The organism is Bradyrhizobium sp. AZCC 1610, assembly GCF_036924515.1.
Lineage (GTDB): Bacteria > Pseudomonadota > Alphaproteobacteria > Rhizobiales > Xanthobacteraceae > Bradyrhizobium.
The window spans coordinates 5,421,630-5,444,762 of the sequence record NZ_JAZHRR010000001.1 but is presented as its reverse complement, the minus strand read 5'-3'; the positions used below and the strand labels follow the sequence as shown (position 1 = coordinate 5,444,762).

The 23,133-nt window shown below is 62.6% G+C and carries 18 protein-coding genes; 6 read left to right on the top strand and 12 right to left on the bottom strand.

Annotated elements, in window-relative coordinates; translation table 11 throughout:
- Window positions 1-9: 9 nt before the first annotated feature.
- The 7 genes from V1279_RS26825 to V1279_RS26795 all read right to left on the bottom strand — a co-directional run bounded on the left by V1279_RS26825 (window position 10) and on the right by V1279_RS26795 (window position 8,287).
- Window positions 10-843 carry a phosphoenolpyruvate hydrolase family protein gene (locus tag V1279_RS26825; protein ID WP_334442091.1) on the bottom strand — a complete coding sequence of 278 codons (834 nt, stop codon included), beginning with the start codon at window positions 841-843 and terminating at the stop codon, window positions 10-12.
- Between the two features lie 2 nt (window positions 844-845).
- Window positions 846-3,083: an ABC transporter permease gene (locus V1279_RS26820; RefSeq protein WP_334442088.1), complete on the bottom strand. Its 2,238-nt coding sequence runs from the start codon at window positions 3,081-3,083 to the stop codon at window positions 846-848.
- On the bottom strand, window positions 3,076-3,858 hold the full coding sequence (locus tag V1279_RS26815) for an ABC transporter ATP-binding protein (RefSeq protein ID WP_334442085.1): 783 nt from the start codon (window positions 3,856-3,858) through the stop codon (window positions 3,076-3,078). Before V1279_RS26815 ends, V1279_RS26820 begins: the two co-directional genes overlap by 8 nt.
- Window positions 3,851-4,936 (bottom strand): branched-chain amino acid ABC transporter permease, encoded by a 1,086-nt coding sequence (locus V1279_RS26810; RefSeq protein ID WP_334442083.1) that lies wholly within the window; start codon window positions 4,934-4,936, stop codon window positions 3,851-3,853. The genes V1279_RS26815 and V1279_RS26810 overlap by 8 nt, the downstream gene beginning before the upstream one ends.
- A 1-nt stretch (window position 4,937) precedes the next feature.
- Complete coding sequence (locus V1279_RS26805; RefSeq protein ID WP_334442081.1) at window positions 4,938-5,948, bottom strand: branched-chain amino acid ABC transporter permease; 1,011 nt, start codon at window positions 5,946-5,948, stop codon at window positions 4,938-4,940.
- A gap of 130 nt (window positions 5,949-6,078) precedes the next feature.
- Complete coding sequence (locus V1279_RS26800) at window positions 6,079-6,906, bottom strand: helix-turn-helix transcriptional regulator (RefSeq protein ID WP_334442078.1); 828 nt, start codon at window positions 6,904-6,906, stop codon at window positions 6,079-6,081.
- A gap of 130 nt (window positions 6,907-7,036) precedes the next feature.
- On the bottom strand, window positions 7,037-8,287 hold the full coding sequence (locus V1279_RS26795) for an ABC transporter substrate-binding protein (protein WP_334442075.1): 1,251 nt from the start codon (window positions 8,285-8,287) through the stop codon (window positions 7,037-7,039).
- Window positions 8,288-8,670: 383 nt separating this feature from the next.
- On the opposite strand from V1279_RS26795, the gene V1279_RS26790 reads away from it, so the two are divergent.
- Window positions 8,671-9,579 (top strand): DUF2066 domain-containing protein, encoded by a 909-nt coding sequence (locus V1279_RS26790; RefSeq protein ID WP_334442072.1) that lies wholly within the window; start codon window positions 8,671-8,673, stop codon window positions 9,577-9,579.
- 72 nt (window positions 9,580-9,651) lie between these two features.
- On the opposite strand, the gene V1279_RS26785 is transcribed toward V1279_RS26790, so the two are convergent.
- The 3 genes from V1279_RS26785 to V1279_RS26775 are packed head-to-tail and all read right to left on the bottom strand — an operon-like array spanning window position 9,652 to window position 12,558.
- Window positions 9,652-10,650 (bottom strand): SIS domain-containing protein, encoded by a 999-nt coding sequence (locus V1279_RS26785; protein ID WP_334442069.1) that lies wholly within the window; start codon window positions 10,648-10,650, stop codon window positions 9,652-9,654.
- A gap of 11 nt (window positions 10,651-10,661) precedes the next feature.
- Window positions 10,662-11,606, bottom strand: a complete 945-nt coding sequence (locus V1279_RS26780) for an N-acetylmuramic acid 6-phosphate etherase (RefSeq protein WP_334442067.1) — start codon at window positions 11,604-11,606, stop codon at window positions 10,662-10,664.
- Between the two features lie 13 nt (window positions 11,607-11,619).
- Window positions 11,620-12,558 carry a BadF/BadG/BcrA/BcrD ATPase family protein gene (locus V1279_RS26775; RefSeq protein WP_334442065.1) on the bottom strand — a complete coding sequence of 313 codons (939 nt, stop codon included), beginning with the start codon at window positions 12,556-12,558 and terminating at the stop codon, window positions 11,620-11,622.
- 117 nt (window positions 12,559-12,675) lie between these two features.
- Between V1279_RS26775 and nagA the strand changes: the two genes are divergently transcribed.
- From nagA to V1279_RS26750, 5 genes are all read left to right on the top strand, one after another.
- Complete coding sequence (gene nagA / locus V1279_RS26770; protein ID WP_442894916.1) at window positions 12,676-13,857, top strand: N-acetylglucosamine-6-phosphate deacetylase; 1,182 nt, start codon at window positions 12,676-12,678, stop codon at window positions 13,855-13,857.
- Window positions 13,858-15,060 carry an aspartate kinase gene (locus V1279_RS26765; RefSeq protein ID WP_334442059.1) on the top strand — a complete coding sequence of 401 codons (1,203 nt, stop codon included), beginning with the start codon at window positions 13,858-13,860 and terminating at the stop codon, window positions 15,058-15,060.
- A gap of 325 nt (window positions 15,061-15,385) precedes the next feature.
- A complete protein-coding gene (locus V1279_RS26760; protein ID WP_334442057.1) occupies window positions 15,386-16,588 on the top strand; it encodes an efflux RND transporter periplasmic adaptor subunit in 1,203 nt (400 codons plus the stop codon).
- Between the two features lie 4 nt (window positions 16,589-16,592).
- Window positions 16,593-19,736 carry an efflux RND transporter permease subunit gene (locus tag V1279_RS26755; RefSeq protein WP_334442055.1) on the top strand — a complete coding sequence of 1,048 codons (3,144 nt, stop codon included), beginning with the start codon at window positions 16,593-16,595 and terminating at the stop codon, window positions 19,734-19,736.
- A gap of 195 nt (window positions 19,737-19,931) precedes the next feature.
- On the top strand, window positions 19,932-20,966 hold the full coding sequence (locus V1279_RS26750; protein ID WP_334442053.1) for an Rv1681 family radical SAM protein: 1,035 nt from the start codon (window positions 19,932-19,934) through the stop codon (window positions 20,964-20,966).
- 49 nt (window positions 20,967-21,015) lie between these two features.
- Here the strand turns inward: V1279_RS26750 and V1279_RS26745 are convergent, their stop codons facing one another.
- Together V1279_RS26745 and V1279_RS26740 are read right to left on the bottom strand one after the other, a co-directional pair.
- The gene (locus V1279_RS26745; RefSeq protein WP_334442050.1) at window positions 21,016-21,861 is read right to left on the bottom strand and encodes a phosphate/phosphite/phosphonate ABC transporter substrate-binding protein; all 846 of its coding nucleotides are present in this window, start codon (window positions 21,859-21,861) and stop codon (window positions 21,016-21,018) included.
- 123 nt (window positions 21,862-21,984) lie between these two features.
- Window positions 21,985-23,130: an acyl-CoA dehydrogenase family protein gene (locus V1279_RS26740; protein ID WP_334442049.1), complete on the bottom strand. Its 1,146-nt coding sequence runs from the start codon at window positions 23,128-23,130 to the stop codon at window positions 21,985-21,987.
- Between the last annotated feature and the right edge of the window lie 3 nt (window positions 23,131-23,133).

Genomic DNA, 23,133 nt, shown 5'->3' with positions numbered 1-23,133 from the left:
TCTCGGCGTTTACCGCGCGCCGATCGCCTTGAATTTACGAACCTGTTCCGTCAGTGCCCGCTCCACCGGCAGGCGCTCCATCGAGGAGGCGCCGTAGAAGCCGTGGCACTTGCGCGTGTGTTTCATGATGAAGTCGGCATCATCAGGTTCGGCGATGGGACCGCCATGGGCCAGAACCAGTATGTCCGGATTGACGCACAGCGCTGCTGCTGCCCAGGTGTCGATCCGTTCCGGACAGTCTTCGAGCTTCTGCGCGGTGTGGGCACCGATCGCGCCGCCGGTGGTCAGGCCGAGATGGCAGACGATGATGTCGGCGCCGGCGATCGCCATCGCGGTCGCCTGGCTCTCGCTGAACACATAGGGCGTCGTCAGCATGTCCTTGTCGCGCGCTTTGGCGATCATGTCGATCTCCAGCGCGTAGGACATTCCGGTTTCCTCGAGATTGGCGCGGAAGACTCCGTCGATCAGCCCGACCGTCGGAAAGTTCTGCACGCCGGCAAAACCCAACGCCTTCAACTGATCCAGGAAAAGGTCCATGTCGCGGAACGGGTCGGTGCCGTTGACGCCGGCCAGCACCGGCGTCTTCGTGACGACCGGGAGCACTTCTCCGGCCATCTCCACCACGATCGCGTTGGCATCGCCATAGGGCATCATTCCGGCGAGCGAGCCGCGGCCAGCCATTCGGTAACGGCCGGAATTATAGATGACAATCAGGTCGACGCCGCCGGCTTCCTCGCATTTGGCGGACAGGCCGGTGCCGGCGCCGCCGCCGACGATCGGCTCGCCCCTGGCGGCCATGTTGCGAAACTTCTTCAGGATGGCTGAACGTTCGAACTTCGCCATGGTCACCTCGCGACTTTCCGACGGGTCCCCGGGCGTCCGACCAGAGGACGGAGCGCGTTGACGATGGCGGATGCAAATTCGGGTTCGTTGATGTGGCGCTTGACGCGGACAAGCTGGCGATTGCTGGTCTGGCGCACGCTGCGCTCCAGTGCAGTAAACAGCGCCGCATCCGCTTCCGGATCCCAGAACGGCTGGCCAGGCGCGTCGAGCGCGGAGACGCCGCCTTCGGGCAGGAAGAAGCGCACCGGCCCATCCATCCGGTTGAGCTTGTCGCCGATCCAGCGCCCGATACGGTCGTTTTCCTCCGGCGTGGTGCGCATCAAGGTCACCTGCGGATTGTGAACGTGGAACTTGCGCTGGCGATAGCGCTCGGGGATCGTGTCGGGTGCGCCGAAATTGACCATGTCGAGGGCGCCGGCAGATCCGATGAAGGGCAGGCGGCTGCGGATGATCGCGCCAAAGCGGTCGTCGGTGGCAGGGAACACCCCGCCCATCAGCAGATCGCAGACTTCCGTCGTCGTGAGATCAATGACGGCGGCGAGCATGCCGGAATCGACCAGCTTTTCCATCGAGCGGCCGCCAACGCCGGTGGCATGGAAGACGAGACACTCGAAATCGTTGCGCAGCTCGGCCGCGATCTTCTGCACGGCCGGTGTCGTCACGCCGAACATGGTGATGCCGACCGCCGGCAACTCGGCGGGCGCGTTGCGTTCGGGCCTGGCCTGACGGTCCAGACGCGCCTTCACCATCCCGGCGATGGCGTTGGCGCCGTTCGCAAGCACGGCACGCGAGATCGAGTTGAGGCCCTGCACGTCGGTGACCGAATACATCATCGTGATATCGGCAGGGCCTACGTAGGGGCCGACATCTCCCGACGCGACGGAGGAGATGATGAGCTTCGGCACGCCGACGGGGAGGGTGCGCATGGCGGGCGCGACCAGCGAGGCGCCTCCGGAACCGCCCGCCGAAATGATGCCTGCGACATTGCCCTGACGGCGCAGCCAATTGGCGAAGGCGTCCGCCATCGCCGTCACGGACGCGCCGCGGTCGGATCCGAACACGCTCGACCCGCCACGGCCGTGGTTCAGCGCGATTTCCTGCGCGGAGACGTCGCAGGTGGAGAGCTTGCCGCTGGTTGATACGTCGACCAGCCGCGTCCGCAAGCCCTGTCCGGCGATCACGTCGCGAATGAAGCGCAGTTCCTCGCCTTTGGTATCGAGCGTGCCGGCGACAAGCACGACGGGTGGTCCGGACGCGCTTTGTACGACGGCGCCGGCCTGACGCTTTTGCCGGGCAGCGTCTTCGATCCGCATAACGCCCGTCGACAGCGTACGCGCTGCGGCCTCGATGCGCGCAATGGGGGCCGGCTGCGACCAGCGCGTCGGCAGCGTGGGGTTGGAAATGTAGATCCGGATCGGCGCCGTGCTCGGGGCGCGTGGCGGCGCGGGACGCGCCTCGGCGCCTGCGCTCGCATCGGCGGCTTCGAGATCCATTCCCGGCTCGGCATGGACGCCAACGACTCCAACACCGAGCAGACGCTGTTGCAGTTCCCGATCCGCCGCGAGGCGCGCGGAGTCGATGATGCGATTGATGCGGCCGTTGACCATGATCGCGACGTTCTTGGAGATCGCGGTGGCGACGCCGATATTCTGCTCGATCACGAGCACCGACATGTCACCGTCTTCGCCGAGGCGCACCAGCATTTCCTCGACCTGCGCGACGATGACAGGCGCAAGGCCTTCGGTCGGCTCGTCCATGATGAGCAGATGCGGATTGGTGAGAAGTGCGCGGGAGATCGCCAGCATCTGCTGCTCGCCGCCCGAGAGCTGAGCGCCGCCATGGTCCTTGCGTTCGGCAAGACGGGGAAATGTCTCGTAGATGCGATCGATGGTCCAGGCGCCGCGGCGCATCCCGGCGGCGAGGCTCAAATGCTCGGCAACGCTGAGCGAGCGCCACAGCCGTCTGCCTTGCGGGACATAGCCGACACCTGCCTGCGCGATCCGCGCCGGGCTGAGGCGGGTGACATCCTCGCCGCGAACGCGAACCGAGCCGCCGCTCGCCCGCAACAGACCCATGATGGTCTTGCACAGGGTGGTTTTGCCCATGCCGTTGCGGCCGACCACCGAGAACACGCCTGAATCCAGCGTCAGATCGACGCCCTGCAGGGCATGGGAGTGACCGTAATAGACGTCGAGGCCCCTGACTTCGAGGGCAGGTGGGGAACGGCGGATCTCACTCATGCCCGGCCCCCAGATACAGTTCCTGGACCTCGGGATCGGCCTCGATCTCGTGTGGCAGGCCTTCCTTGAAGATACGGCCGTTGTGCATCATCGTGACACTTTCGACGACGCGCAGCGCGACATCCATGTCGTGCTCGATGATGATGTAACCGATATGGGCGGGCAGGGACGTCAGGATTTCGACCAGTTCGCGCCGCTCGGTAGGGGATAGCCCTGCTGCCGGCTCGTCGAACAGGATGAAGCGCGGGGCGCCGGCGAGTGCGAGCGCGATCTCGAGCTGTCGCTGCTGACCATGCGCAAGTTCCGCGACCAACTGTTCCCTGACCGGCGTCAGATGCACCGCCTGGATCAGCGCTTCGGCTGCATGCATCAGTGCGTCGTTCGCGCCCGGACGCAGCGGAGAGAAGCGCCCGCGGGAAACGCCGCGGCAGGCGAGATAGACGTTGTCCCTCACGGTGAGGCCGGGAAACAGCGCTGATATCTGGTAGGTGCGGCGCAGGCCGCGCCTGATACGCTCATAGGGTGGGAAGTGAGTGATGTCCTCGCCGAAGAAGCGGATGGTGCCGGACGACGGCGGAAAGTCGCCGGTCACGCAGTTGAATAGTGTGGTCTTGCCGGCGCCGTTGGAGCCGAGCACGGCGCGGCGTTCTCCCGGGCGAACCGTGATGGTGACGTCGGTCAGCGCCGCGAGCGCGCCGAACAGCCGGGTCACGCCGCGCAGCTCTAGCGCAGCGCCGGAACCGACGGCCGAGAAGCGTTGCGCGGCGCTATCCATGACGGTGACCTCCGCCCGGGCGTTTGTCGGTAGCGGTTGCGCGGCGGCGCCACCGCTCCCAGAGTCCGATCACGCCATCTGACGACCAGAACACGATGGCGAGGAAGCCAAGGCCGATCAGCAACCGGAAGCGATTGCCGTCGAGCCCGAACTTGACCAGCAGATCGAGCGCGAAGGTGCGCAGGATGACAAAGATGAAGGCGCCGATGAAGGGGCCAATGGGGCGGGTGATGCCGCCGACCACGGCAATAATCAGGATATCGATGCAGGCGCCGACGCTGACCGAGCCGGGCGAGATCTGCCGGTAGTTCCAGACCTGCAGGACGCCGCCGAGCGCGGCGATAAAGGATGCGAAGGCGTAGGCCGCCACGCGGTGCGCGTTGACATTGAAGCCGAGCGCCGCCATGCGGCGGGGATTGTCACGCACGCCCTGCAGCGCGAGGCCGAACGGCGCGCGCGAGACATATTGAACGGCGAAATAGCAAAACGCTGCGACGCCCAGCGTGACGTAATAGTAGGGGACGTCGGAGCGCCAGTCGACGCCCCAGAATTTCGGCGTGGCGATGGTGTTGATGCCGGTGTGGCCGCCGAAGATCGGCCAGTTCTGGTTGGTGAAATAGTAGAAGGCCGCACCGATCGCGAGCGTGATCATGATGGTGTAGATGCCCTCGGTGCGCACCGCGAGTGTGCCGCCGAGCGTGCCGAAGATGGTCGCGAGCACCAGCGCCATCGGCGTGGCGAGCCACCACGGCCAGCCGAGGCTGATATTGGTGTTGGCGCTCATGCCGAACACCGCAACCATGTAGGCGGCAAAGCCGGCGATGGTGAGCTGCATCAGGCTGACCATGCCGCCATAGCCCGCCAGGAACATCAGGCTGAGGGCGATGGTTCCGAGGATCAGCGTTGTGGCGAAGATCTCGATCAGGAAGAAACCGCTGGCGATGAACGGCATGACCAAGAGGATCGCCGCCACCAGCCAGACAGCGGGCTTGTTGAATTCCGGCCATGCCAGCAACGTCGCGCGCGCCGCTTCTGCCGGCTGACTGGTCTCCTGATGCGCGCTCTGGACCAACGACATGTCAGCGCCTCGCCAACAGGCCCTGCGGCCGCAGCGCCAGCACCAGCACCATGATGAGGAAGGTCACCACGATCGCGTAGGTCGGGATGTAGACGGAGCCAAGCTGCTCGGCGAGGCCGATGATGACGGCGCCCAGCGCCGCACCGGGGATCGATCCCATGCCTCCGACAATGACGACTACGAGGGAAGCCAGCAGAAAGCGGGTATCTTCGCCGGGCGAAATCGACTGAAAGGTTCCGCCGACGACGCCCGCGATGCCGGCAAGGCCTGCGCCGAGCGCGAACACGACGACGAAGACGAGCTGGATCGGCACGCCGGTCGCGGCGAGCATGTCGCGGTCATCGACGCCGGCGCGCACCATCATCCCGACGCGGGTTCGGTTGAGCGCCAGCCACATCGCGATGCCGATCACGACCGCGGCTGCGAAGATCACGAGCCGCACCATTGGGTACCGCAGATAGACCGCCTCGCCCGACGATCTGACCGCGGTGACCAGCGGCAATTCGATCGGGCCAACCAGCCAGTTCGGGGTCTGGATCTGATAGAAATCGCCGCCGAATACCCACAGCATCAGATCCGCAAACACGATCGAGAGCCCGATCGTGACCATGGTCTGGCGCAAATCCTGCCCCTCCATGCGGCGGAAAACGACGATTTGCAGGACGACGCCGACCAGCGCCACGCCGATGAACGCGATGATGAAGCCGAGTACCCAGGAGCCGGTCCAGGTACTGATGGCGTAGCCAATATAGCCGCCGAACAGATAGAGCGAGCCATGTGCCAGATTGACGTTGCGCATCAGGCCGAAAATCAGGGTGAAGCCGCTTGCCACCAGGAAGTAGAGGCTGCCGAGCGTGATGCCGTTGAAGACGGCGTTGAGAAAGACCCGCTTCCTGCCGATCGCTTCTTCGAGGCCGGGTGGCCACACGGCAAGGATCAGCCACAGCATCACCGCGACCGCGATCAGCAGGATCAGCGCCCATGCCGGATGGCGTTCGATGAATCCTGTCACGGTAGCAGCCCGGCCGTCGCCATACCGTCCTCCCAGACGCCGCGGCCGTTTCGGCTCGCGTTTTCGGGCCATACTAATGGCGCCGCGGACCTTGCACTTGATTGTCAGTATCTTTTCGCGCCTGATACGCTCAGGGGCGCAAGACTTTGGCGGCGCGGCGGTATTCGGTCGGCGCCATCCCGACATTGGCGGCGAAGAAACGCGTGAAACCGCTCTGGGAGGAGAAGCCGAGATCGAAGCCGATATCGGCGATCGGCACTTCGGTCGCGACGAGCGCGTCCAAAGCCTGTTCCATGATGAGTGTATTGAGATAGAGGTTCGGAGTGACGCCGGTCTGGGTGCGGAACAGCCGGTAGAAGTGCGGACGCGACAGCCCGGCCTCCCGTGCGATCGAATCCAGTTCGATCTCGGCGCCCGGACTTTCGGACATCAGCTTGATGGATTTGCGGACGCGAAAGTCGGTGACGGCGGCGGCGGTGCGCGTCTCCTGCACCGGCTCGGACTTCTGCCAGCTCTCCTCATGGCAACCGTCGATCAGCTGCCTGAGTTCGCAATCGAGGCTGCTTAACGACGGCGCGCCGCAGACCAGCGCTGCGGTTCGCCGAATATGTCTGTCGAGGGGAACCGTACGCTTGAAACAGGTGCGGCCGAACCGCAGGCTGTGGGCTCGCGCCGCATCGGGAGCGAACCATTCGGCGTTGACGTAGAGGACGAAGAAGATCGCTCCATTCTCCATATCCGTCGGAACAAAATTGTGTGGTTCCCAAGGGTTGATGGCAACAATGGAGTCTTCTGTGAGAAGCCATCGCTCATCGCACACATCAATGCGGGCTGGCGTTCCACCGACATGAAAAATCAGATGCCCTTCGCGATGCGCGTGCATGTTGAAGGGGCGGTTCAACTGATAGACCGTCGCGCGACCGAACCGGCCGTGGAAGACGGCGAGAGCCTTGCTCATGCCTTCCCTCCCGCGGGGATGTTCTTGTCTTTTTCAACCAGCGTTCAACATCCGCCGCGAGAATGCAAGGGAAGATCACATTCCGTCCGGGCCCCGGCATGACCGGGGCCCGTTCGCAAATGCGAAGAACTCAGTACTTCTTGCACTCCGGAACCGTTCGGCCCGGCAGGCCGATCTTGGAGAATACCGCCGGGTCGTAGCCCAGCGTCTGGTTCACGTTCGGAATGACCTTCACGACCTTGCTGAACAAGGCGCCCTTGCCGTCATCCACCACTTCGGTGACGAAGTTGGTGCCGATGGCCTGGCGGTTGGAGTCGAGCTTGATCTTGCCGTTGGGCGCGTCGAGCTCGATCTTGGCGAGGGCTTCCTTGAGTTTCGCCTGATTGTTGCTGAGATCGCCGTTGACCTGACGCAGCGCGAGGATGAGCGCCATCGTCGAGCCGTAGTAGTTGGTGGCGAGCAGCGACGGGCTCGGGAACCGCTTGTTCGGCGGGAAGGCGTCCTGATAGGCCTTCACGAACTTCTGCCAGCCTGGATCCTCCCAAGTGTCGGCCTGGCCGCTGGCGGCAATGGTGCCGAGCAGCGCATTCTTGGCGTTGCCCTTGGCGGAGAGGATGGTCTGGTCGACCATGATCGAGCCGCCCATCAGATGCGCCTTGCCGCCGGCCTGCTGGTACTGGTTCAGGAAATTGACGGCGTCCGCGCCGCCAAGGCCGAGATAGATCGCGTCGACGTCGTCGGGCAGCGCGGCAATGACGGAAGCAAAGTCCTTGGTGCCGAGCGGCACCCATTGCCGGTTCGTGACCTGCCCGCCGGCGCCGCAGAATTCGAGCACGAGCCCGAACACCTGCGTGTAGATGAATGAATAGTCTTCGCCGACGGTTGCGATCTTTCGATATCCCTTGGTCTCATAGGCGTATTTGCCGAGGCCGACCTGCCACTGCGCGCCGTCCATATTGAAGCGGAAGAAGTTCGGCGCCGGGTCGACGTAAGTGGTTTCCTGTGCACCCGAGGCGGCGTTGACGAAGGTCAGCTCGGGGCGCGTCTTGGCGAAGTTCTTCACCGCGATGCCTTCGTCGCCGGACAGCGGCGAGAGCAGGATCTGGACCTTGTCCTGCTCGATCAGTTTGCGCACGGCGCGAATGGCGGAGTCGGGCGTGGCATCCGTCGACGCGATGATGAATTCGAGTTCCTTGTCGCCGATCTTCTTGCCGAGCGTATTGATCGCCGTTTGATGGCCGCGTATTCCGTCCTCGCCGAGCACCGTATAGGTGCCTTCGAGTGTCGCGGTGACGCCGACCTTGATCTTCTCTTGAGCTAAGGCGGCGCCGGAAAGCAACAGGCTGCTCAGCGCGACCAGTCCCGCACAGCTTTTAAACATCGAACCCCTCCCTTGTATCGCCAGTTTTTAGGTCGTTCCAAAATCGCCATGCCGTTGATGGAGCCGTTGATGGCCGGTTGCCCATCGTGAGCCGGAATGCATTCGGGATCGCCGGGCGAAAACCTAGCTGATGACTGGGCCGATGCGCGCAACTTCACCTGCCGCAGCTTGACCGGTAGTCTCATTTTGCATGCTGCGCCGCGACGAGATTTGCGGTGATTTGGGATCGATGATTCAAGATTATGCGCTCCAGGGACGAAGCAATAAGTCCCTGATTTCACAGACGGGTGCCACAGGACTCGGACCTGCAACCGGAGCGCCGGTTGAGGCTTCAGTTTAAAATCCTCGCGAGAAGCGCGAGCGGAACCGGGGGAGGCATCATCATGGCCGATCTGCACACGACGAGACGCCGGTTTATCCTGACCGGCCTTGGTGCGGGCCGCGCGATGGTGAAGATATTCTTGGCAGCCGCCCTGACCTGGTGCGCCGGTACCATGGCCGCCACGGGAGCTGATCTCTATCGTACGAAGGTCACCGTGACGGGCCAGGGCGAGGCGAACCGCATCATTGGCTTTGCCGCCAGTCTGGAGGACGTCCTCATCAAGGTATCCGGTGCACAGAAACTCTCAGGCGACCGGCGGTTGGCGGCCTACAAATCGAAGGCAAAAAGTTTCGTCACGGCATTCAGCTATCGCGACCAGTTTTCGGGCAAGCCCATTCGGGACGAGCAGGGCACCCGCGACCGGCCCTACGACCTGACCGTCGATTTTGAAGAAAGGAAGATCGACGACATCCTCAAGACGCTTGGCCTCAAGCCCTGGCTTTCCCAACGTCCGCTCCTCGCAGTCTTTGTCGAGATGGAGCAAGGCCCGCGGAACTATATCGTGACATCAGATGGAACCCAGTCCGACCTGCAGCGTGACTCCTTACTCGCTGCAGCCGACAGGCGAGGGATGGGCATTGTGCTGCCGAGCGCGGCGGCGTTGGCGAAATCGAACATCACCGGCGCGGCATTCGGGACGCCGCCGTTCCCGGCGCTGGCGCCGGTTGCGGCCGAGCTGGCTGGCGAAGTCGTTTTGGTCGGGCGATTGGTCTGGAACGACCGGGAACTCGGCTGGGCCACGCAGTGGCAGATGGACTGGGGCGGCCGGACGCACCGTTGGCAAATTCGCGGCGTCACCTTCGATGAAGCCTTCCGGCGCGGCATCGGCGGCGCAGCCCAGGTTTTGTCGGGCAATGGCAATCTTGTAACCAGGCCGCCGTCAGCGGGAGGAAGCAGGCTTCGGCTTTAACCGACAGCATTGATGCGAAACTGGTGCGGTGGTGCTCCAGCTTTCGGCCGTCAGCCAGCGATTAGTCAGCTGTCAAAAAGTCTCGGTAATCTTGCTCAGGCGAGGGGGGTGATCCGGGTCAAATCCGCAGGCGCGCGCCGTCTGCTCGATCATCCGATAGGCCGGAACGAGCATGGTGATCGGGTCGGTGGCGGGATCATCCTCGGCCAACCAGGGCAGCGAGCCATGCGGTCCGCCGCATAGATGCAGCGCGATCTTTTGCTCGCGCAATTCTACTGCCAGGGCGTCCACCGTGGCCGCCGTTTCATCCATGAGGCGCATCATGACAACCGGCGTGCGCGATGACAACGCGGCGCGCGGCCCATGCTGAAGTTCGGCGGCGCTCAGACCAATGGAAGGCAGGCGCAGGATTTCCGAAAGTTTGAGCGCGATCTCCCGCGCCGAGCCCAGGCCCAGGCCCCGCGCCGCCACAAACACAGCTGACGCCTTGGCGAGATCATCGGCAATCTCGGACCAGTCGAGCGCCAGCGCGCGGTGCAGGCGCTCGGGCAGCCTGTCGAGGGCTGACCGCAGCGCACGATCTTCCGCCAGCTCGGCAACAAGTCCGGCGCCAGCGGCCATCGAGCCGATCACGGTCTTGGTCGCCGCTACGGAGTGCTCTCTGCCGGCTTCGATCGGAACGACGAACTCCGCTTCGTCAGCCACCGGCGACGACGTCGCATTGACGATGGCGATGGTGCGGGCGCCCACGGCGCGCGCCGACCTGGTCGCCGCGATAAGATCCGGGCTGCGCCCGGATTGCGAGATCACGATGAACAGCGCATGGCGCAGCATCAACGGCGTACGAAATGCCGTGATCACCGAAGGAGCGCTGGCTGAAACGGGAAGGCGAAGCCGCGTCTCGACAAGGTATCTCAAGAAAACTCCGGCATGCCCAGAGCTCCCCCGGCCGCACACGACGCACAGGGGAGCGGAGCCAAGCCCAATTCGCTGTGCGATGTCGCGCGTGGCGGGGCGGCTACGAACGATTTTGGCGACAACATCCGCGCTTTCCCCGATTTCGCTCGCCATCGCGGATGTCGTCACGGCTCAACCGCTCCACCTTGCGTGCGCGCCGCCGCTCCCTTGGGATGCCGGTCACGATCCCCGGCGAGCTCGGCAAACACGCGCCGAAGGTTGCCGTCACAGCTTTTTAGAATGGTCTCGGCATCAACCCTGTCGACACCCAACGCCAGAAGGCCTGCCGTCTTGATGTCTCCATCGGCCTGCTCAAGCCAGCGTGCCGCGTGCGACGGATCACAGTGCGCGATTTGCGCTACCATGGCCTCGGCGCGCCGCTTCAGCTTGGCATTGGTCGGCTGCATGTTCACCATCATGCCGCGGTACACCCGGCCGAGGCGCAGCATGATCCCTGAGGAGATCAGGTTGAGCACAACCTTCTGCGCGGTGCCCGCCTTCATCCGCGTGGAGCCGGCGATCAGCTCGCGGCCGGTCTCGATCAAGATCGGAAACTTTGCCGATGCCAGCAGTGCGGTGCCGGGATTGTTGGCGACACCGATCGTCACTGCACTGAAAGCGCCTGCCTGCTGCAGCGCCGCGACCGTGAATGGCGTTGTCCCGCTGGCGGCAACGGCGATCACCACGTCGTGCGGCGTGAGCTGCGCGGCATTGATCTGCGTGATCGCATCGTCGACATCATCCTCCGCACCCTCGATGCTGGTGACGAACGCGCTGTCTCCGCCGGCGACGATGAAGCGGACGCGCTCGCTGGGCCAGGCGAAGGTCGGCATCAGCTCGGCGCCGTCCTGGACCGCCACGCGGCCCGAGGTGCCGGCGCCGACATACACAATGCGTCCGCGATCGCCCAGCGCCGCCTTGGCCGCTTCGGTCGCCGCAGTGATCGCGGGTAGGGCACGGCCGATCGCCGCGACTGCCGCAAGCTGGCCCTCCCACATCGCTTCCATCGCTGACGTCAGCGGCCATGCATCAAGATCGGCAAAGCGGGGATCGACTTCTTCGGTGGCCATATAGTTGATCCCATCAAACGCGGAACTTTGAAGCCTGTTCACGGTCAGTTTCTCTCTTGGGCAGTTCTTTCCTGGGCAGCTCAAGCCGCCCTCGCGCCACCAGTAACGCGCCGGCCGCCGCATCGGCGTCAGGACACCTCAGCCGGGCGCGCAGGTCAGGCGTCAGCCAGGGCGTGATGGCATCCGCGAGACCGCCCACCAGCGAGAGCCGGTCAATTCCTCTCGCCAGGAACAGATCGAGCAGATCGCCAATGGCATCGGCCGCGCGTTCGACAATGCGACGGCCGACCGGATCGCCCTGATTGGCGTGCCGCATCACGATCGGTGCGAACGCAGCGTAGTCTGTGGCCCTGGCTTCTTCAGACCAAGCCACCGCCTGATAAGGATCGTGATCGAATGCGCCCAGCACCTCTGAGAGCAATGGGGTCAGCTCGCCGCGGCGATCCGCGGCCCGCAGCGCCAGTCGAACAACCTGCAGGCCGATGTCGGCACCGCTGCCTTCGTCCGACACGGGAAAGCCGTAACCGGCGAGACGGATTTCGCAGCCGTCGATCAGGCCGACACCCACCGAGCCTGTGCCGGCGACCACGATGGCCCCGTCCGCGCCGCTATGGGCGCCGAGACAGGCCGCCAGGCCGTCGCTGATGAAGATGACGGACGCAAAGGGATGCGCGATCTTGTTGAGCGCCGCTTCCGCGCCCCGGCGACCAAGACCGGCAAGGCCAATTCCGGCGTGCATCTGCGCGAAATCCTCGCGCGTCAGGCCGGCCTGTGCGGCGGCCGCTTCGGTGGCCTCCATGATGGACCGCCAGGCCTTCTCGAAGCCAATCCGCGTCGTGGCAGGCCCCGAGCTCGCTGCACCGAGTACCCTGCCGTTTTCGTCCTCGATCCGGGCGCGGCAACGGGTTCCGCCGCCATCAATGCCGAGATACGTGGTACCTTTTGTTGCCATGGAAAGTTAACGCGAAGGTTTCGCTCCGGGTCCTCCCAAAGCTCCATGGTGTACATATGAAGTCTGCAGGGGGACTCGCCTCACGAGTCCGTGACCGCCATTCTCGGATCAATACAGATGGGCCACGCTGGTTCTTCCTCTCTTACGATTGCCGCGCAGCACATCTTTGATGGTGCCGACATGCGCGGGCCGGGGTCAGTCAGGATCTCGCTGGGGCGGATTGAAAGCGTCACCTTCGGCGAGGCGGAGGCGCGCGGTTCAATCCAACTTCCCGCAGACGCGATCCTTGCACCCGGATTCATCGACATCCAGGTGAACGGAGGCGGGGGCGTTCTTCTCAACGACCAGCCAACGGAGGCTGGCGTTCGACGTATCGTTGAGGCGCACCGCAAGGAGGGAACCACGGGCTGCTTGCCGACCCTCATCACCGATCGCAGCGAGGTCATCGAGCGATTGGCTGCAGTCGCCCAGGCTTGCCTGAAGATTCCCGGCGTTCTCGGCTTTCATCTGGAAGGACCGGCCCTTAACAGGTCGCGCAAGGGCATTCATCCGGAAGCCGAGATCCGCGTGCCCGATCGGCGCGATCTCGCCGCGATCAAAAGTTTTGGGGACCGCGGCCGCTCCATTGTGACCTTGGCCCCGGAATGCGTGCCCGCGTCCATGATCGATGAACTGATCGGCGCCGGATTGCGTATCGCGGCCGGCCACAGCGACGCCACCGCAGCCGAAATCGGGCAGGCGGTCGATCGCGGTGTCTCGGGGGTGACCCATCTATTCAATGCCATGTCGCAGTTGAACGCACGGGAGCCGGGCTTGGTGGGCGCCGCGCTGGGGGATGACCGGCTGTTTGCAGGGATAATCTGCGACGGCATCCACGTTGACCGCGCCGGTTTGCGTATTGCCTTCCGCTGCAAGGGACGCGATCGATTGATGCTGGTCACCGATGCCATGCCATTGGCGGGCACGAACGGCCGGCAATTCATGCTGCAAGGAAGGCAGATCACGTTGCACGAAAATCGCCTGACTGGTCCCGATGGCACACTCGCGGGCGCTCACCTGACCATGATCGAGGCGGTGCGCAACGCTGTTGCGCTGCTCGGAATCTCCCTTGTCGATGCCCTCATCATGGCCTCTCGGACATCAGCGGCATTTCTGGGCCTTGAGTCCGAGCTTGGACGGATCGCGCCCGGATACCGCGCGGATCTTGTCGCCTTCAATCCGAACTTTAAAGTCGTCGGCACATGGATAGGCGGTGTCGGTGCGATGGGCGAGGCGAGCGAGGCTTTTCACCGAGGTTAGATGCCCAACCATCCCATCATCGTGCAAAAATACGGCGGTGTCTGCCTTGAAACACCGGCGAAAATTCGCGCGGTTGCGCGCAGTCTCGCCGACCTGCATGGCCGTGGTCATCGTGTCGTGGCGATCGTCTCCGCCATGGGCACGACCACCGACCAATTGATCCAGATGGCCTATCAGGTAAGTCCTGCTCCCAATCGCCGTGAACTCGACATGCTGCTAACGACCGGTGAACGCATCAGCATGTCCCTGATGAGCATGGCGCTTTCCGATCTCGGCGTGCCCGCGATCAGCTTCACCGGCAGCCAGGCCGGCGTGATGACCGACGACTCCCATTCCTCCGCACGCATTCTGGATGTACGGCCCATTCGCGTGCGTGAGGAGCTTGATCGTGGGCGCGTTGTGGTGCTGGCAGGATTTCAGGGCGTGAACCCGGTGACCAGGGAAATCACCACGCTCGGCCGGGGCGGCAGCGACACCACGGCCGTTGCGATGGCCGCGGCGCTGAAGGCCGAACGCTGTGAAATCATCAAGGAGGTCGATGGAATTTGTTCGGCCGATCCGCGCATCGTGCCGGATGCAAAGCCCCTGCGGCGAGTGGACTTCGCATCCCTGTCCGAAATGTGCTTCTGGGGTGCAAAGATCCTGCATTTTCGCAGCGTAGAGCTGGCGCAAAGTCAGGATGTGCCTCTGGTTCTCAAGCAGTGGGATGGCGTTGAACACAGCACGCAAGTGATGAAAGAGGTTGCAGGCATGGAAAACGGAAAGATTCTGGCCGTCAACTCGATGGCTCGCATTGAGCATGTGGAAATCGATTCCAAGGATCTCAATCACGGTTTCGAGAAATTCGCGCAGCATCTCAAGCAAAACAGCCTGTCCTGGCCGCAGCTCCTTGCATCACACTTCACCGTGGGAAAAACCAGCATGACCGTGGCCTGTGATTCAGAGTGGCTCGACGCCCTGTTGCGCACGCTGGAGCAAAGCAAGGATCTGCGCAGGCAGCGCGCGGCTTCAAGCTCGGTCAGTCTCACCTGCTTCGGCGGCGTTTCGTCGGAATTGCCGTTCAGGGCGTTGCAGGTCCTCGGACATCACGGGATTGTCCCCGACATGTACGTGTTGTCGCCGCATTCGGTCAGTCTGTTTGTCGCTGTGGAGAACCGGGAGGCCGCGGTTAAGGCGTTGCATTCGCTTGTCCAGCAAACATAGGTTCGAGAAGCGGCAGGGATCGCTTCCGCTTACGTTATTCGCGTGTTCCAGCCCACAAATGGGCTGCCAAATCGAAAGGGCCGCCTCGCAGGTCGGCACTTTCGATATGCAATCGCCAGAGGTGGCTACGGCGCCAACCTGTAGTTGATGCGCAGTTGCGGAAAAATTTAGGCGTTCTTTTCCTGTTGAACTGATAAACGAAACGATGCAGAATGTTTCTACTCTCTTGAGAAGAATCTCGAGCACGACACTTCCAAGCTAATGCTTGAGGGGCCGAAATCCGGTAATCTCGGATGGTCGGTCTCGCAGTGGCTCCGAGACGATCATGATGACGTTATCGCGGCTCTCTGACGGCAACGGAACCAGCGGGCTGTGCATGCGGGCCGTTGGTCTGATACGGGCGCGCTGCCTGATCCATATCGCTTTGACTGGATCGTCATTCCTGCTCTTCGATATTGCCGCATTTGCTCAGACGCCGGCGAGCCCCCCACCGGCCGTATCCGTCGTTGCGGTCAGCATGGAAGACGTCGCACAGAGCGTCGAGTTCATCGGCCGCGTCGAAGCCATACAGCAGGTCGACGTGCGAGCGCGCGTGCAAGGATTCCTGGAGAAAGTAGCATTCACGGAAGGGCAGGACGTCAAGGCGGACGATCTGCTTTTCACGATCGAGCGGGATCAATACGAGGCCGCGCTCCTGCAGGCCAACTCACAGCAAGCCAGCGCAGAAGCGAACCTGCGAAATGCGCAACTGACTCTGGAACGACGTCAGCAGCTCTACGAGCGAGAGTCGGGAACCCGCGCTGACCTCGATCTGGCTATTGCCAATCGCGACACAGCGGCTGCCTCTGTCGAGTCTGCCAAGGCGGCAGTACGCACGGCCGAACTCAATCTGGGCTACACACGCATCGTCTCGCCAATCGCCGGCAGAATCGGAAAGCCGAGCCTCACAAGAGGCAATGTCGTCGGTCCCGAGTCTGGTACGCTCGCACGGGTGGTTCAGCTTGATCCGATACGGGTCCTGTTTTCGATCAGCGAGCGAGACTTCATCAGCGTGGTCCAGCAAGACCGCGGAGCAGCGCTCGAGCAGATCAATGCGAGTTTCGTTCCTACACTCCGGCTGCCCAACGGCACGGTTTACGCCGACCAGGGCAGGATTGATTTCGTCGGCAACGAGATCGACCAGGCGACCGGCACGTTGCCGGTTCGCGCAGCATTTGCGAATCCGGCCGGTTTGTTATTGCCCGGCGGAACGGTCTCGGTGAGGGTTCGGCCAGCGGAAGCCAAGCGCATGCCGCTGGTGCCCGTGCAGGCGGTTCAGGAAAATCGACAGGGCAAGTTTGTTCTGGTCGTGGGTGCTGACAACCGCGTCGAGCAGCGTCCAGTCAAGGCTACCCAGCAAGTCGGCCAGAACTGGGCCGTCGATGACGGCCTGAAAGCTGGAGAAAGCGTGATCGTGGAAGGCCTGCAAAAGGTACGCCCAGGGGCACAGGTTCAGGCCGTGCCTGCCGCTTCCGCCAACGCTCAATGACGCCATGTCCCACTTCTTCATCGACAGACCGAACTTCGCCATCGTCATTTCGATCGTGATGGTGCTGGCCGGGCTGCTGGCGATGACCATGATTCCGGTCGCTCAATACCCGGATATTACCCCTCCACAGGTTCAGGTGTCCGCCACCTATTCCGGCGCCAACGCACAGGATGTCGCCAATTCAGTGGCGGCGCCGGTCGAGGCTGAAGTCAATGGCGTCGACAACATGCTCTATATGGAATCGACCAGCTCGAATAATGGCATCTATTCGTTATCGGTGAGTTTTGCTGTCGGTACCAATCCCGATATTGCGGCAGTGAACGTTCAGAACCGCGTCTCTCTCGCGCTGCCCCGGGTGCCTAGCGAGGTCACACAGCTCGGCATCTCGAGCAAGAAGAGATCGTCAAACATCCTGCTCGGCGTGAATATCTATTCCCCGAACGGGACACACGATGCCATCTTTCTCAGCAACTATGCCACGATCAATATCCGCGATGCTCTGGCGCGCGTGAACGGCGTCGGCGAGGCCACGGTTCTCGGCGCCCTCGACTACAGCATGCGGATGTGGATGGATCCGGTCCGGATGAACGCGCTTGGTATCACGAGCACGGACGTCACCACCGCGATAAGCCAGCAGAATCTGCAGGCGGCCGCCGGCCAGATCGGCAGCGCTCCCGTGGGCACGGACCAGCAGCAGCAGTTGACCATTGTCGCCAAAGGCCGCCTGCAAACACCGGCTGAATTCGAGAATATCATTGTGCGCACCAACCCTCAGGGGGCGGTCGTGCGCATAAAGGACATCGCCCGCGTCGAGCTGGGAGCCGATAGCTACGATGTTCAGTCGAAACTCGGCGGGAAGCCCACGGCATTTGTGGTCATATACCAGGCGCCGGGCGCCAACGCGTTGCAAGTCGCAAAGGCGGTGCGCGCAGAGCTCGATCGCCTGTCGCAGCGGTTTCCGCCTGACGTCGTTCACAGCATCATCTTTGACACGACCGATTTCGTGTCAGCTACGATCGAAGAAATCCTGCACACGCTTGCGATCACGTTCGCGCTCGTCGTCGCCGTCGTCTATCTCTTCCTTCAGGACTGGCGAGCAACGCTGATCCCGACGTTGACCATTCCGGTGTCATTGGTCGGCGTGATGGCCATTTTGTACGTCCTGGGTTATTCGGCTAACACGATCTCGCTCTTTGCGATCGTACTGGCCATTACCCTCGTCGTCGATGACTCGATCGTCGTCGTCGAAAACGTGCAGCGCGTCATGGAAGAAGACCCCTCGCTTTCCGCGCGCGAGGCCACGCGCATCGCGATGGGGCAGATCACCGGTGCAATCATCGCCACCACTCTTGTTCTGGCCGCGATCTTCGTGCCCGTCGCATTTCTGGGAGGCATTACCGGGCAGCTTTACCGGCAGTTCTCCGTCACGATCGCTTTTTCCGTAGCCCTGTCTGGCGTGAACGCGCTGACCTTGAGTCCGGCGCTTTGTGCGCTGATCCTGCGCCGCCCCCGTCATGCCAGTCGCGGCCCGTTCGGACTGTTCAACCGGCTTCTCAACGGCGTCCGCGACAGGTACGGATCCGTGGTGGGATGGCTCGGCGCGCGCCTGATCGTCATGTCCGTCTTGATCCTCGGTGTTGGCGCGGGCGTATACTTCGGGCTGACCCGGCTGCCGGGCGGTTTTCTCCCGGAAGAGGATCAAGGCTATTTCTTCGTCAACGTTCAACTGCCTGATGCGGCATCGCTCAATCGCACAGAGAGTGTGCTTGGCCAGGTGCGAGACCTGTTGAACGGATCGGAGAGCGTGAAAAACATCATCACCGTGGCTGGCTTCAGCCTATTGGGCCAGGCACAGGCATCAAACACCGGCATGGCCATCGTGGTGCTCAAACCCTGGAGGGAGCGCACGCGCCCGGACCAAACCGTCCAAGGCATGATTGCAAGCCTGACGCCGCGCTTCGCGGCAGTTGCCGCAGCAGACATCATTGCGTTTAACCCGCCGTCCATTCCCGGGCTTGGTACGGCCGGCGGATTCGACATGCGATTGCAGGGCCTGGAAGGTCAGTCGCCGCAGGCGATGGTGGCCGCAGCCAATGGTTTTCTCTATGCAGCCAACCAGGCGCCGGAGATCGCGAGGGCCTTCACCACCTTCTCGGCCAGCGTTCCGCAGATCCACGTGGATGTTGATCGGACCAAGAGCCAGTTGCTCAACGTCCCGGTATCGCAGATTTTTGCGACCTTGCAGGCCCATTTGGGCTCGCAATATGTAAACGACTTCAATCTATCCAGTCGAGTCTATCGCGTCAGAGTGCAGGACGAGGGCAGGTTCCGCTACCGGCGCGATCAGATCAACGATCTCCACGTTCGCAGCACGACGGGAGAGATGGTGCCCCTGCGCACGCTCGTCACATTGACAACGACGTTCGGTCCACAGCTTGTCACTCGGTTCAATCTATTCCCGTCCGTCACTATCAATGGCTCGGCGGCACCGAGCGCGAGTTCGGGGCAGGCGCTTTCCGCGATGGAGCGCGTCGCCAATAATGAGCTGCCGGAAGGTTTCGGCGTTGCCTGGTCTGGAATTTCATTCCAGGAAAAGCTCGTGAGCGGTCAGGCGGTTCTGGTCTACGCACTGGCTCTGCTGTTCGCCTATCTCTTCCTCGTGGCCCAGTACGAGAGCTGGTCGCTGCCGTTGTCGGTGGTTTTCTCGGTGTTGTTTGCCGTCGCCGGTGCCGTCCTCGCTCTCTGGATCGCTCGCCTTGACAACAACATCTATGCACAGATCGGGTTGGTCCTGCTGGTGGGCCTCGCCGCGAAGAATGCGATTCTGATTGTTGAGTTCGCCAAGGAGCAGCATGAAGCCGGCTTGTCTCCGCACGACGCGGCGATTGCCGCCGCCAAGCAGCGTTTCCGGCCGGTGCTGATGACCGCTCTTGCATTCATCTTCGGCGTGTTGCCCCTCGTGGTCGCCACCGGCGCCGGTGCCGGCAGCAGACGAGCGCTCGGCACACCGGTCTGGGGCGGCATGCTCGCAGCGACGTTCATCGGCATTATCTTCATTCCACCTCTCTACGTGCTGTTCGAGGCTTTGCGTGAACGTTTTGCTCGCAAAAGTGCGCCGGAACTCGCGGCGTCGCCTCCCGCCGAATAGCTTTGCTCTCTCCCGCGGCGGCTCGCTGCCACTGCTTTGACGGCGGGTCATGAGCAGGAGGATGAACGACACGATCATTGATTTTGCAGCATTTCCGTTGGAGACTGATCGTGTTCGTTGCGTCCTGGTGAGATCGTTTCTGGTGCGAAACTGGTGCGGTACACTTGGAACGTCTGTAGGACCATGGGTTTGTTCATGAGAACGAACGCGAACGTTGAACTCGACGCCGGCACCAAGACGTTTGCCTCGGGCCTCTTGCCGGATTTGATAGCTGCGCTCCGCCGAAGCCGTAAAGGCGATCTGGTGGCCGTGATCAGCGGCGATCCAGGCATCGGCCCCGAGCTCGAGGCATGGTGTCGTTTCACCCGCAACAGTTTGGTTGACACAGCAGTCGAAAAAGATCGCACCCGTTGGGTGCTCCGGTACGGAGAGGCCCCCGAGAATGTCGGAGAAGATCGGCCTGTCGGCTCTCGCCTATGGCTTTACACCAACTTCGACTGCAACCTGAGCTGCGACTATTGTTGCGTACGCTCGTCACCCAAAGCTCCGCGGCGGGCTCTCGGTATCGAGCGGGTGCGACAGATCGCTACCGAGGCAGCGGAACTCGGCGTAGGTGAAATCTTTGTGACCGGCGGCGAGCCATTCATGCTGCCGAATATTGGCGAGATCCTTGCCGCGTGCGCTGCGGCGGCGCCGACGACAGTTCTCACCAACGGCATGCTGTTTGCCGGGAGTCGGCTCGCAACGCTGCGATCGTTGCCGCGCGAGCGCGTAATGTTCCAGATTAGCCTCGATAGTCCCACGCCAGAGCGCCACGACAGCCATCGTGGAAAGGGGACATGGGCACGCGCCTGGACGGGAATCGAACGGGCCCGCGCTGAAGGATTCCGGGTGCGTTTGGCGGCTACAGTGTCGACTGACGCAGAGGCCGATGAGTTCCGCAGCTTCCTTGACGCTCATCATATTAGCGAGGAGAACCGGGTGATCAGGCGGATTGCGCTGCGAGGCTCCGCCACGCAGGGCATCGCTTTGGCAAGGACGGATCTGGTTCCCGAGATGACGATTACGGCGGAGGGCGTTTTTTGGCACCCGGTTGGAGCCGAGGATGACGACCTGCTGGTCAGCCGTGAAATCTTTCCGCTCGCCGAATCGTTCGCAGCCGTGCGCCGCGCCTTCGATCGCGAATCCGAGCATCAGCGCAGGTTGGCGATGATCTTCAATTGCGCCTGACAAAGGCGCGGAGCGCACTCAACGCCGGATCGGGGCCTTGGCTCGGCTGCTAGGTCAAAGGCCGCGTTAGGAAACCTTGCTGCGTCGACGCTTCCCGTAATTGCGCATACGGTTCAAGCTGCGGTGCTATCCATTGGCGCAACCCTTCCGCTTCTAGCACAGGACGATGGGCCGGGTTATCGTAGCTCATCCCAAATAATGCTTTGGCAAACTGCTGCTCCAACGCGGGGTCGAGATCGGACCGAGCGGTGAACATGCAGTGGTTATAGGGCTGCGAGGTCCAGATCTCGGTCAGCGCACCTTGCGGCACTAGACGCTCGGTACGCACCGCGTTCCAGAATGGGCTGCCGATTGCGCCGGCATCGGCACGGCCGTCGAGAACCGCGCGAACGACCTCGGACTCGCTTGTACCCGTGTCACCGTGCTTGCCAAGGTCGGTGTTGAAGCGCAGCGTTTGGTAGTCCTTCCCCTCAACCAGTCCCTCGCGCTGCAGAAAATAAACCGGGAGGATTGCCGCATGGCCGCTGTCGCGGCTGCCGAGAGCGAGGGTGCGGTCTTTAAGATCGGCAAGCGTAGCAACAGGCCCCCCGGTTACCGCGACGATCTTGGTCATCCAGCCCACATCCGTATCGCGCATCGCGATCGGTCGGCAGCGATGGTCGCTCCAGGCATCGGCCTGGATATAGGCGAGGTTCGTATTCCATCCGATGTCGATGCGCGGCAGCTGTTCGCTCGGCGAGGCCAGGAGGGCAGTGACCTGCGCCTCGTAACTTTGAAACAGCACCACCTCGACGGCGAGGCCCGCTTCCTCGTGAAAGTAGCGTCGCATGCCCTCCCAGATACCAACCACCTTCGGGTCATATGCGACGGCGCCTACCCAGATCGTCCGGCTCATGATTGCATCTCGCTTTTCGAGCTCAATATTCCAAATGCGATCATTATAGTTTGCCAGTGGTCCTTTGATCCTAACGCTCGCAAACGTGGTTCCGAATGGAATGCGAATGTTAGGATCGGACCACTAGAACAGCGGGATTCCCAAGATGGCTTTGCCGATGAACTCGCGCAGAACATCGCCCGTCGGTGCCATAACGGCGCCGGCATGGGCATCACGGAACAATCGCTCGATGGCCAAATGTCTGGAAAACGCAGCGCCTCCGCACACCCGCATCGCCGCCGAGGTGACGGCGATAGCAACATCACCTGCCGACGCCTTGCTCTCAAGCACGCGCAGCATGGTGGTATCTCGGGGGCGCTCAAGATGATCGATCAGATCGTCGATGCGCGCCGCGAGCCCATCAGTGTCGATCTGCATCGTCGCAAGCTGAGCGCGAAGCGTCGGCAGGCTCTCTCCGAGAGTCTGGCCCAAATGCTCGAAGCGCGCGCTCTTGAGATGAGCCGCCGTCCCCGCCACCGCGGCCCGGCAAAGGCCAAGCGCGACCGCCGATGTTCCGAGGTTGAACAGTGGAAGCACAATCTCCAGCATCGCCTTGAAGCCGGCGCCGTCGTCGGTCAGCTGGCGACCAGGCCCCACCTCGCAACCCTCGAGGATCATCGGCGCGGAAGCGTTGGCGCGCATCCCGAAACCATCCCATGGGCCGGCGACCGATAGTCCGGGCGTACCACTGGAGAAAAGGTAAAGCGTTGAATCGGTTGGACCCTGACCTTCAGGAGCCAGGGCCGAGACGACATAGCTTTGCGCGTGACCGGCGCTTGTCACCCACGATTTCCTGGCCGTGATGCACACGTTGGCTCCGTTGCGTTCAGCTCGCGAGACAGGCGCCCAGAAGTGGCTGCGCGAACCGGCTTCGCTGAATGCCAGAGTGGTCAGGTGCCGGCCGGCCGAAATGTCTTTTAGCGTCGGCGCGACCGCGGCACCCGGACGGGCCGCCGCGATCGTTGCGGTGGCGCTCATGTGCATCAAATAAACCATCGCGGCGGACGCGTCCGCTTCCGCGAGCGTTGCGATAACGGCAGCGAAGGTCCGCGGCCCCAGCTCCGAGCCACCCACCTCGGTGGGCAGCATGATCCCCAGCAATCCGGCCTGACCGAGCGCCGCGACTGCTTGGGACGAAAATCGAGCGTCCCTGTCGTCTTGCCTGGCCGCCGGCGCGAGAATGCGATCGGCAATCTCCTTGGCATTCGAAACCGCGGTCTCATGATTCATGAC

Bases quoted from the DNA above. Each gene is read 5' to 3' on its own strand.
- V1279_RS26825 (WP_334442091.1), bottom strand. From the start codon at position 843: ATGGCGAAGTTCGAACGTTCAGCCATCCTGAAGAAGTTTCGCAACATG.
- V1279_RS26820 (WP_334442088.1), bottom strand. From the start codon at position 3,083: ATGAGTGAGATCCGCCGTTCCCCACCTGCCCTCGAAGTCAGGGGCCTC.
- V1279_RS26815 (WP_334442085.1), bottom strand. From the start codon at position 3,858: ATGGATAGCGCCGCGCAACGCTTCTCGGCCGTCGGTTCCGGCGCTGCG.
- V1279_RS26810 (WP_334442083.1), bottom strand. From the start codon at position 4,936: ATGTCGTTGGTCCAGAGCGCGCATCAGGAGACCAGTCAGCCGGCAGAA.
- V1279_RS26800 (WP_334442078.1), bottom strand. From the start codon at position 6,906: ATGAGCAAGGCTCTCGCCGTCTTCCACGGCCGGTTCGGTCGCGCGACG.
- V1279_RS26795 (WP_334442075.1), bottom strand. From the start codon at position 8,287: ATGTTTAAAAGCTGTGCGGGACTGGTCGCGCTGAGCAGCCTGTTGCTT.
- V1279_RS26790 (WP_334442072.1), top strand. From the start codon at position 8,671: ATGGCCGATCTGCACACGACGAGACGCCGGTTTATCCTGACCGGCCTT.
- V1279_RS26785 (WP_334442069.1), bottom strand. From the start codon at position 10,650: ATGGCGAGCGAAATCGGGGAAAGCGCGGATGTTGTCGCCAAAATCGTT.
- V1279_RS26780 (WP_334442067.1), bottom strand. From the start codon at position 11,606: ATGGCCACCGAAGAAGTCGATCCCCGCTTTGCCGATCTTGATGCATGG.
- V1279_RS26775 (WP_334442065.1), bottom strand. From the start codon at position 12,558: ATGGCAACAAAAGGTACCACGTATCTCGGCATTGATGGCGGCGGAACC.
- nagA (WP_442894916.1), top strand. From the start codon at position 12,676: ATGGGCCACGCTGGTTCTTCCTCTCTTACGATTGCCGCGCAGCACATC.
- V1279_RS26765 (WP_334442059.1), top strand. From the start codon at position 13,858: ATGCCCAACCATCCCATCATCGTGCAAAAATACGGCGGTGTCTGCCTT.
- V1279_RS26760 (WP_334442057.1), top strand. From the start codon at position 15,386: ATGATGACGTTATCGCGGCTCTCTGACGGCAACGGAACCAGCGGGCTG.
- V1279_RS26755 (WP_334442055.1), top strand. From the start codon at position 16,593: ATGTCCCACTTCTTCATCGACAGACCGAACTTCGCCATCGTCATTTCG.
- V1279_RS26750 (WP_334442053.1), top strand. From the start codon at position 19,932: ATGAGAACGAACGCGAACGTTGAACTCGACGCCGGCACCAAGACGTTT.
- V1279_RS26745 (WP_334442050.1), bottom strand. From the start codon at position 21,861: ATGAGCCGGACGATCTGGGTAGGCGCCGTCGCATATGACCCGAAGGTG.
- V1279_RS26740 (WP_334442049.1), bottom strand. From the start codon at position 23,130: ATGAATCATGAGACCGCGGTTTCGAATGCCAAGGAGATTGCCGATCGC.